Genomic DNA, 10,817 nt, shown 5'->3' on the forward strand with positions numbered 1-10,817 from the left:
GCTTTAAAAGTCAGTATATGAGCAGTGCAGATGTCTTTATTATCCAGCGCTCATGTTTGTATTCATTTTTTGCAACGCTATCAGGTAATAGCAAATATGAATACGGCGCTTCATTTATATACGTTTGTTACCGGTACTGATGTTATAAACACTGACTGAACATTGAGATGATCAGTCACTTAAATCAGGCTAAAAACCTATGCGCTAAGTGCCAGACCATTTTCACGCCAATTAGTGTAGGGGATTATGCCCCCGACTGTCACAAGCTAATACCATACTCGCAAGTCACTCTTAAGTCGACACCAACCCTTTACCTTGCGGCCAAGGTGCTTTAGGTGTCCGCCTGTATACTGAGATTTAAGATAAGAATTAGCCTTTATTATCAAAACACATCTAACCGTCAAGTTAAATCAATAATAGGTAACAAGGGTTTGTTGCATATTACACCTATTCAACGGGCTTTTTTACGCCAATTTTTAACATTAAACCGCCAAAAATATGTCATTGATAATACTCGTAGCATAAGGAATATAATCTATCATGCTACACTAGCGCTATTTTTATTATTCACCTGATTAATGGTTGGATTATGACTGTTTCCCCTGCTTCTACTTCTATGCCAAGCCCTATGTCTTCAACAACGGCTTCAAACACTGTTTCAACAACGGTACCTTTTGCGAGCTTTAATAATAATACTGAGCAATTTCATAGCGCCGTGCGCGCGCAACTGGCGCAAGATATCGAGATGCTATTTGCTTACGCTGAGCTGCCAAGTCCGCTGCTTGATGCCTGCCGTTATGTGATGACAGGTACTGGTAAATTGGTACGGCCGTTATTGGTCGCCAGCGCCTTTGATAGTGTCAATCGAAGCAATGCGAATGACGACGTTAATAAGGCTGATGAATATGTTGATAAAAGCACGGATAAAGAAGCTAAGCAAATTCAGCAAAATAGCGATTTAGAATCACTACTAGAAAACGACTCCGATTATGATATGGCGCGCCGTGCAGCATTGGCGGTAGAGCTGTTGCATACCTATTCATTGGTGCATGATGACTTGCCATGTATGGACGACGATGAGCTGCGCCGTGGTCAGCCAACTGCCCATATCGTCTTTGCAGAATCGACCGCCCTGCTCGCCGGTGACGTGCTACAAACGCTTGCTTTTGAAGTACTAACCGCTGATCTGCCAACCTTTGCGCCCTATGACTCTGCTATCGCAAGCCAGCTGATCGCGATATTCGCGCCGCGTGCCAGACGCATGGTTGCTGGGCAAATGCTCGACCTCAATGCCGAAGCCAGCACTGATATCACGCAAAGTGATTTAGAAGCCATCCACCGTGACAAAACAGGTGCGTTGATTGAAGCGGCGATGCTCATGGGCGGCATCTGTGCAGGTGCGACGGCGCCGCAGCGTATTGCTTTGCAAGATTGCGCCCAGCATATTGGTCTGGCTTTTCAAGTCCAAGACGATATCTTAGATGTGACCACCAGCACCGATACCCTCGGCAAACCTGCGGGCAGCGATGAAAAGTTAGACAAATCTACCTATGTGAAACTGATGGGCGTCGAGCAAGCGACCCACTATGCGCAATCGCTATTTAATGACGGCCGCGCAGCGCTTAATCGTGAATTAAATAGTCGTGAGTTAAGCGCTAATAAGGACACCAACGCCTTATTGGCACTCATTGAATGGCTATGGTCACGTAAAAAATAAGCTCAGCAATAAACATTAAAAACGATAAAGGGTGGTCAACATGGAAAGTACCCCTACTCAGCGTATCTACCTCGGCACGGGCGGCTATAGCGATACCGATCTGCTTGGTACGCTGTACCCAACTGGCACCAAAAAGACCGACTTCTTACGCGAATACGCCAAGCAATACGGCGCGGTCGAGATTAATAGCACTTTTTACGCACCCATCGGACAAAAAGCCTTTGCTGGTATGGTTGATAAAGCCTACGTGCAAGCAGACAGTGAATTGAAATTTGCCGTCAAGCTGCATCAAGACTTTACTCATGCACGCAAGGGCACAAGCGAGCATGCGCAAGCTTTTATTACTGCCCTTACACCACTTATCGAAGCCAATGCTCTCGCGCCATTACTACTGCAATTCCCACACGGCTTTGATCGTACTCGCGAGCATCGTCTTTATTTAGCAAATCTTGTGAGTTGGTTTAAAGACTATCCGTTAGCGGTTGAGTTTCGTCATAATGGCTGGCACACGCCGCAAGTGGTCGATAGCTTTATCGAGCAAGGGCTAATTTGGTGTAGCGTCGATTATCCTAAAGTCAGCGGCCTACCGCCGTCACGGCTGATATTTACCGAGCGCACAGGCTATCTGCGCATGCATGGTAATAATCTAAACTGGTGGGATGCGATGAGTGCCAGCGATCGGCATGATTATCGCTACTCTGAGGCTGAAATGAACGATTGGGCGCAAGCGATTGCCAATCAGCGTCAGCACTTTGATACGCTTTATATCTTCTTTCAAAATACCGTCAACGCGCATGCTTTTTATAATATTGCGATGTTACGTGAAGCGTTAGGTAAGTTTGGGTTTGAGGTGATCTGAACAAGTTGAATGTTAAAACGTGGCGTGTCCCCTACATACCAACGATTGTTTTAACCTTTGTTTTATATGAATAGCAGAAGGCCCTTAAGATATAGGGTATTTAGTTTGAGAATTTGCTTTTATAAATGGTGCGCAGGGCACACCCTACAGAAACTAATTTTTGATAACAGTAAACCAAAAAAAGGACGCCTCTCAGCGTCCCCTTTTCTACTTATAAAGTAAATCAAATACTTAATGACTACAGATTATTTCTCAACACCCGCATCTTGACCTTTATATTTTGCATTTGCGTAGTCCCAGTTTACGAGCTTGTCTAGGAACGTATCTACATAGTCAGGACGACGGTTACGATAATCGATGTAGTAAGCGTGCTCCCATACGTCACAAGTCAATACCGCGACTTGGTCATGTGCAAGTGGCGTATCAGCGTTAGCTGTTTTGGCGATAGACAATTTGCCACCGACTTTATCAGCCACTAGCCATGCCCAACCTGAACCGAACTGAGTCAATGCTGCGTTTTTGAACTCTTCGCGGAACTTGTCATAGCTACCAAAATCTTCTTCGATTTTCGCTTTCAAATCACCAGTAGGTTCGCCGCCACCATTGTCAGGCGTCATGCAGTTCCAATAGAACGTATGGTTCCATACTTGCGCTGCTTGGTTAAACATGGTTTTTTTGCTGTCATCTTTCGCAGTCGCTACGATGATTTCTGGCAATGTTTTGTCTTCTAGACCAGAACCCGGTAGCAATTCATTTAGCTTATTTACATAAGCGGCATGGTGCTTATCATGATGGTATTCTAGCGTCTCAGCACTGATATGTGGCTCGAGCGCGTCTTTTGCATAAGGTAGGTCTGGTAAAGTAATATTTGACATAGTTATTTTATCCTTGCTGGTTTAGCCATTAGTATTAGGTATAGCTTAAATCAACGCTATAAATTATCGGACTAAATTGGCTTAGTTTATTGTTAGTGAAAGTCATTACTCAATATGCTGTACATATTGCGGTAAACCTAAAAGGCTTGCATGCTAAAATTATCTTAAGCGCGCATCACTTATTAGTTAATGTACTTATAAATATATAATGGGCAAAAACCATGATAGATATTTATAAGAATTATTAACTAAAAGTTCACAAGCTATAAGATATAATTCACTGTAGCTTGTCGCCTATTATAGCAAGAGTGGTGACAAATATCAGTTACCAAATGTTATGAATCAACGATTCGTTATGCTAATTGGTAATTTAGCTCATGCTAGCCTAGAATATAGCAGTATCAGTGAATCAATGACGGACAGAGAATATGACACAAGCCAGCAGCGCAAACCTGACTCTACAAGAGCATTTAACGCAAACAAAGCTTGCCAATCAATGGATGCTTGCCAGTAATAATAAAGGCAAACTTGCGGAGTTTAAACGCTTATTTGCAGCGGCAGATTTGGCTGTGACGATTGTGCCGCAAGGTCAGCTTGATATCGATGATGCCATCGAGGACGGTTTAAGCTTCGTTGAGAATGCCATTATCAAAGCGCGGCATGCCAGCCGAGCAAGTGGCCTACCGGCGATTGCGGATGATTCAGGACTTTGTGTGCCCGTATTGGGCAATGCGCCCGGTATCTACTCTGCCCGCTATGCCGGCGAGCATGGCAATGACGCCAAAAATAACGCCAAGCTTATCGCTGATCTGCAGCCTATTCGTGCAGCCAAGCCAGATAGCCCTATCAAAGGCATGTTTGTGTGTATACTCGCCATGGTACGCCATGCCGATGACCCACTACCGATTATCGCTCAAGGTTTATGGCACGGCGAGATTTTAGATGCGCCGCATGGTGATGGTGGTTTTGGTTACGATCCGCTATTTTGGTTGCCAGAATTACAAAGGACGGCGGCAAGTCTCAGCGCTGCGGACAAAAACAGCATCAGTCATCGTGGTCAGGCCATTGAGCAGTTATTGGCGCAATTGCCGCTATAAGCGTATTTATAATAAGTAGGCTATTACAATGATAGCTAAACCTATAAATCCTCGACGGGGCGATTAAACAGATAATTTTTACTTTAATAAACAGATAGATTATACTGTTCTACTTTTAAAATTTTGTTGAAAGCCGTTATTTGTCTGTATAATTGAGCAAAAAGCGTTATTATGCGGGCGATTAGCAGTTAATATTGATATCTGAGAGCGTTTATTTAGAATAAAGCGTTTCATATTTTTGTGTCGGCAGCGATTGCTACGCTCACAGATTGCGAAATCGCGCGCTAGCAATATCCCCTATTTATTCCAACGGCAACCAGTAGCACACGCGTATTTTGCAGCCTGGTTGTCTATTTCTATTTAATCCTAAAGGTGTAACGAACATGGCTACAGATTTACAAGTCACAACCAACAAGCTGTCTAACAAAGAAACTCAGCTAACGGTTAAAGTACCCGTTGAAAAAATTCAAAACAAAGTTGAAGGCCGTATCAGCCAAGTGGCGAAAACCGCCAAGATTGACGGTTTCCGTAAAGGTAAAGTACCGATGTCGCATATCCGTTCACAGTACGGTGCCGGCATTCAGCAAGAAGTCATCAACGATGTGATCCGTGATACCGTATTTGAAGCGATCAAATCTGAAGATATCCGTGCTGTTGGCATGCCAAACATCGACGACGTCAAACTTGAAGACGACTTCTTGGTTTATCAAGCGACTGTTGAAATCTTCCCAGAAATCGATGTCCAAGGTATCGATGAAATCGAAGTTGAGCGTCACACAGCGACCGTCAGCGACGAAGACGTTGACACCATGATCGAAAACTTACAAAAGCAGCGTCAAGAGTTCGTTGAGAAAAAAGGTAAAGCGGCCAAAGACAACCAAGTGACCTTTGACTTTGAAGGTTCAATCGACGGCGAAAAATTCGAAGGCGGCTCTGCTGAAGACTTCAAGTTGGTTATCGGTAGCAATCAGATGATTCCAGGCTTTGAAGATGGTATCAAAGGTATGAAAGCGGGCGAAGAAAAAGTCATCGACGTCACCTTCCCAGAAGATTACCAAGCTGAGAACTTGGCTGGCAAAGAAGCACAATTTAAAATCAACGTAAAATTGGTTGAAAAATCAAAACTCCCTGAAATCGACGACGAGTTCCTTGAGCTATTCGGCGTGAAAGAAGGCGGCGTTGAGAAATTAAAAGAAGACGTACGTAAAAACATGGAACGCGAAATCAAAAATGCCGCGCGTAGCCAAGTAAAACAAGCGACCTTTGACGCACTATTAGAAAAGAACGAGTTTGACGTACCAAACGCCATGCTAGAGCAAGAAATCGATCGTCAACGCAACATGATGATGCAACGTTTTTCTCAGCAGTTCGGCGCCAATGCAGATAGCTTCGATAAAGACATGCTGCCAAATGAGCTGTTTGAAGAGCAAGCGCTACGTGCTGCCCGTCTTGGCATCATCGTTGCTCGCGTTATCGACACCAAAGGCTTAGAAGTCGACCAAGAGCGTGTTGAAAGCTTTATCAAAGAAGCCGCTGAAAACTACGAAGACCCAGCGGAAGTCATCGAATACTACACCAATGACAAGCAGCAACGCGCTAACATTGAGTCAGTAGTGCTAGAAGACCAAGTGGTTGATTATCTAATCGAGCAAGGCAAAGTAACGGACAAAGAAGTGAGCTACCAAGACCTACTAGCCGCTCAGCAGCAACAAGCCATGTAATCATGTAATCTAGCGCTTTGCCAGTCAATACGGACTGGTTTAATACCTAGCATTACCAAAAATGCCCTGACACCTTTGTTAGGGCATTTTTATTGCCCGTTTATAAACTACTGTCTTAATATAGTGAGTGAAAAGTAATACTGATACATCACACACTGCTGATATCAATTTTTCTTGCTTGCTGTGCCTGCGCAGACAGAGGCTACAAAAAATTTATATCAGCAATACCGTAGCGTGTTTAGAATATTTTGAATATAGCATTTTTTATAAACAGATTATTCATGCTGCCCTTGATAAGTGCGCACAGACGCCTTATTAATAGGGAGTCGTTTATCATTTGTCACATTAAAGCGTTATTATTGCTGTGATAAAAAAGTTACCATTGGCTCACTTATTTCTAGCGGCGACCATTATTTATTAGCCACTATTTTAGCAGGCAGAGCCAATCTGCTTGATTGAGTATATTTTGGCGCCGGATTAATTTAATAAAATAAAATGTATGCGCGAATAGGTTTTATTTTCTAGTAGGTTTTATTACCAAGCGATAATGTTTACAATGATAATCATCAATAACAATGTAGCCAACAGCTAGCTTCTATTTTTTATTTTATGGACTTATAAACAGGACATCTTTATGACAGATTATGATCGCATCATTGCTAACCCGCATTTTGATATGTTGATGAGTGCGCATGACAATGTACAAAGCACGACTCAAGCCGCATTGGTTCCAATGGTGGTTGAGCAATCAGCGCGCGGTGAACGCTCGTTTGATATTTTCTCACGCCTATTACGTGAGCGCGTTATCTTTTTGACCGGTCAAGTTGAAGACCACATGGCCAATCTTATCGTCGCCCAGCTATTATTTTTAGAAGCCGAAAACCCTGATAAAGACATTCATTTATATATCAACTCGCCAGGCGGTTCAGTGAGTGCTGGTTTGGCTATTTTTGATACCATGAACTTTATCAAACCTGAAGTCTCAACCATTTGTATGGGCGGCGCGTATAGCATGGGCTCATTCTTACTGGCAGCGGGCGAAAAAGGCAAACGTTATGCCCTAGCCAACTCGCGCGTGATGATTCACCAGCCTTCAGGTGGTGCGCAAGGTCAAGCAACCGATATCGAAATCAATGCGCGTGAAATTCTAAAAACCCGTGCTCGTTTGAACGAGATTTTAGCTGAGCGTACCGGTCAACCGGTTGAAAAAATCGAAAAAGACGTTGAGCGTGACTATTGGTTAGATGCTAAAGAGGCCAAAGAATACGGCTTGGTTGACGAAGTATTAGAGCGTCGCCCTGATTCTTTATAAGCTTTAATTTCTTTATAAGCTTTGATAATAGACGTTTAAAGGACTTTAAAACATCAGTGGCCTAAATGCGCTAAGATAAGTGAGAATATATCCATTGCCCTACGCTTTGGCGCTGATGTCCATAATCAAAACATTGATAAGCATTAAATTTTAGGAGTGCCTGTATATGGCAGAAGATAACACCCCGCATTGTTCGTTTTGCGGCAAAGAAAAAAGTGAAGTAAAGCAGCTGATTGCCGCTGACGACGCCAATATCTGTAATGAATGTATCGAGCTATGTACGGACCTGATTGCTGATAGCGCCGAAGATGGCGACGACGACAGTGACATTGATACCTCTTGGGTCAATAAAAAACTACCAACGCCAAAAGAGCTGCGTGCCAAGCTTGATGAATATGTCATCGGCCAAGATGCGGCGAAAAAAGCCTTAGCGGTCGCAGTTTATAACCATTATAAACGCCTAAAAGTCAGCCAAACGTTGGCTAGAGATAGCAAAAAAGCCAAAATCGGTGCTGATGACGCCATGGTTGAGTTGGCAAAAAGTAATATCTTGCTGATTGGCCCAACGGGTTCTGGTAAAACCTTGCTTGCGCAAACACTCGCACGCTTACTTGATGTGCCGTTTGCGATGGCAGATGCGACGACGTTAACGGAAGCCGGTTATGTCGGTGAAGATGTTGAAAACATCGTGCAAAAGCTCTTGCAAGCCTCCGACTATGATGTTAGCAAAGCTGAGCAAGGCATCATCTATATTGATGAGATTGATAAAATTAGTAAAAAAGGCGACAACCCTTCTATCACTCGCGACGTGTCGGGCGAAGGCGTACAGCAAGCGTTGCTGAAACTTATCGAAGGCACGGTTGCCGCTATCCCGCCACATGGTGGTCGTAAGCATCCACAGCAAGAGCTGATCCAAGTCGATACCAGCAATATCTTGATTATCGTTGGCGGTGCGTTTGCCGGTCTTGATAAAGTCATTCAGCAGCGTACGGAAAAAGGCGGTATTGGTTTTAACGCCGATGTCAGCTCAAAAGATGACAGCCGCCGCAGCTCAGATTTGCTGCAGCAAGTTGAGCCAGAAGATTTAATCAAATTTGGTCTCATTCCTGAATTGATTGGTCGTCTGCCTGTACTTGCAGCGCTACAAGAGCTTGATGAAGAAGCTTTGGTACAGATTTTGACAGAACCGAAAAACGCCTTGGTAAAACAGTATAAATATCTGTTTGAAATGGAAGGTGCTGAGATTGAGTTTACCAAAGAAGCGCTTGATGCGATTGCCAAAAAAGCCATGGAGCGTAAAACTGGTGCCCGTGGTCTGCGCTCTATCGTCGAAAACGCTCTGCTTGAAACCATGTACGAGCTGCCATCGATGAAAAATGCCAAAACGGTATTGGTTGACGAGCAAGTGATTAACGAAGGCAAAACCCCTAAAATTGCATAAGTGATGATTGGGTAAAAGCGCTTCATCAAGTTTGACGGGCTATATGCTTAACAGGCTATTGATTTAAAAAGCGTCTGATAGTTATTCAGGCGCTTTTTTATGTCTGTGTTTTATCATTATAATCTGTTTAAAAATGACAGCTGCGTTTATCAATCGATAGCAGCCACAGGGACAAATCATGCTAAGGTAAAGCGACTTTTATACGTTATCCTTATCGACCAACAAACTCTTCAAATCAATGATACAAAGGACTGTTTATCATGCTTAACCACGTTTCTAGCAATGTCTCAACTATAGCGAATTCACTGCGCCAATATCTACCTTTTACCTCGCAGCAAGACCACGATATTACCCCTTATTATGCCAATCATGTCGCCGCTATCACTGGCGCAGGTTCTGGCATGGGGCGCGAGCTTGCCCTGCATTTAGCAAAAATGGGCTGCCATCTGGCGTTATCGGATATCAATCCTGAACAATTGGCGCAGACCAAGGAGCTACTGGTCGGCTATGATGTCAAAGTTACCACTACCGTACTCGACGTCTCGGACAATAAAGCTGTCGAAGCGTGGGCGGACAGCGTGATGGCGGAACATGGTAAAGTGAATTTTATCTTTAATAATGCAGGCGTGGCGCTCTACTCAACGGTAGAAGGCAGCAGTATTGGCGAGCTTGAATGGGTAATGGATATCAATTTTTGGGGCGTGGTTTATGGCACCAAGGCGTTTTTACCTTTGATTAAAAACAGTGTCAAAGAAAGTGAAATTGATACTGGTAAAAAAGACAGCAAAGCACGCCATTTTAACGAGCATGGTCATATCATTAATATCTCAAGCCTGTTTGGTTTGACCGCGCAGCCGTCCCAATCTGCCTATAACGCCAGTAAATTTGCGGTGCGCGGCTTTACCGAAAGCTTGCGCCAAGAGCTAGACATTCAGCGCTGCGGCGTGTCGGCAACTTCTGTGCATCCCGGCGGTATCAAAACCAATATTGCCAATAGCGCACGCGGTAACGACAGTATCAGCGACCTCGGTATGCGTAGCGGTAGCAAAGCCATTCGTAGCTTTAATAAATTCTTAAAATTCGATGCCAGTAAAGCGGCTTGGATTATTTTACATGCCGCCGCCACCAACCAGCCACGCTGTTTAATTGGCAACGATGCCAAAATGATGGATGCCGTCCAGCGCGTATTCCCGTCTCGTTATGGTCAGGTACTCAATAATATCAACAAATTATCACGTAAATTAAAAGGCAAAAAACGCGCGAAAAGTGCCAACCGTAAAGCGGTATCTACTCATTAATATAGTGGCAAATACACGACGATAAGTTAAATTATTAAAGAAACATTCTTAGCAAAAAGCGCGTGAATACTTCGCTATTCACGCGCTTTTTTAGTAGAAAACAACATATAGTCAAAATATCCTAAAAACGCGACGGTATTGCTGATATATCGATATTACTTCCCACTCACTATAGATACTTTGGTTTGCGCTTCAGCTTTCTTTAACTTGGTTTGTCACGTTATGTTTTATTTTCAATTTAAAATAACTTTACGTATTTGTATTTGATACCATCATGTTACTGATTGATTACCCCGTAGTTTTTGATGAACAAAGTGGAGCGTATACGCAAAGTCATGCTGTCGTTTTTATCTAAACCACATCATAAGTGCTGCCATCATTGCTGCTAAATTGACACATCGATAGATTTTTATATATTATACCCCACTCTCAACTTCGAAAGTGATTGAAAAAAGAAGAGCACCTCACTAATCTATTGTTTTCGACCAAGAATACAA

At 43.4% G+C, this 10,817-nt stretch carries 8 protein-coding genes; 7 read left to right on the forward strand and 1 reads right to left on the reverse strand.

Annotated features, from left to right (window positions below; all coding sequences use genetic code 11):
* Positions 1-589 precede the first annotated feature (589 nt).
* Positions 590-1,717 (forward strand): polyprenyl synthetase family protein, encoded by a 1,128-nt coding sequence (locus tag FOR85_RS09855; RefSeq protein WP_373681953.1) that lies wholly within the window; start codon positions 590-592, stop codon positions 1,715-1,717.
* Positions 1,718-1,757: 40 nt separating this feature from the next.
* Positions 1,758-2,576, forward strand: a complete 819-nt coding sequence (locus FOR85_RS09860) for a DUF72 domain-containing protein (protein WP_144297793.1) — start codon at positions 1,758-1,760, stop codon at positions 2,574-2,576.
* 245 nt (positions 2,577-2,821) lie between these two features.
* Here the strand turns inward: FOR85_RS09860 and FOR85_RS09865 are convergent, their stop codons facing one another.
* Complete coding sequence (locus FOR85_RS09865; RefSeq protein ID WP_144297794.1) at positions 2,822-3,451, reverse strand: superoxide dismutase; 630 nt, start codon at positions 3,449-3,451, stop codon at positions 2,822-2,824.
* Positions 3,452-3,951: 500 nt separating this feature from the next.
* Between FOR85_RS09865 and rdgB the strand changes: the two genes are divergently transcribed.
* The 5 genes from rdgB (at position 3,952) to FOR85_RS09890 (ending at position 10,320) form a co-directional block, all read left to right on the forward strand.
* Positions 3,952-4,548, forward strand: coding sequence for an RdgB/HAM1 family non-canonical purine NTP pyrophosphatase (gene rdgB / locus FOR85_RS09870; protein WP_223808602.1), 597 nt, complete (start codon positions 3,952-3,954; stop codon positions 4,546-4,548).
* A 383-nt stretch (positions 4,549-4,931) separates the two neighbouring features.
* A complete protein-coding gene (gene tig / locus FOR85_RS09875) occupies positions 4,932-6,269 on the forward strand; it encodes a trigger factor (RefSeq protein WP_144297796.1) in 1,338 nt (445 codons plus the stop codon).
* 634 nt (positions 6,270-6,903) lie between these two features.
* Positions 6,904-7,581, forward strand: a complete 678-nt coding sequence (gene clpP, locus FOR85_RS09880; protein ID WP_102076664.1) for an ATP-dependent Clp endopeptidase proteolytic subunit ClpP — start codon at positions 6,904-6,906, stop codon at positions 7,579-7,581.
* A 166-nt stretch (positions 7,582-7,747) separates the two neighbouring features.
* Complete coding sequence (clpX, locus tag FOR85_RS09885; RefSeq protein WP_068407781.1) at positions 7,748-9,022, forward strand: ATP-dependent protease ATP-binding subunit ClpX; 1,275 nt, start codon at positions 7,748-7,750, stop codon at positions 9,020-9,022.
* A 260-nt stretch (positions 9,023-9,282) separates the two neighbouring features.
* Positions 9,283-10,320, forward strand: coding sequence for an SDR family oxidoreductase (locus tag FOR85_RS09890; RefSeq protein ID WP_144297797.1), 1,038 nt, complete (start codon positions 9,283-9,285; stop codon positions 10,318-10,320).
* Positions 10,321-10,817: the final 497 nt, after the last annotated feature.

Origin of the sequence: Psychrobacter sp. YGAH215 (assembly GCF_007280595.1) — a bacterium.
Classification (GTDB): domain Bacteria; phylum Pseudomonadota; class Gammaproteobacteria; order Pseudomonadales; family Moraxellaceae; genus Psychrobacter; species Psychrobacter faecalis.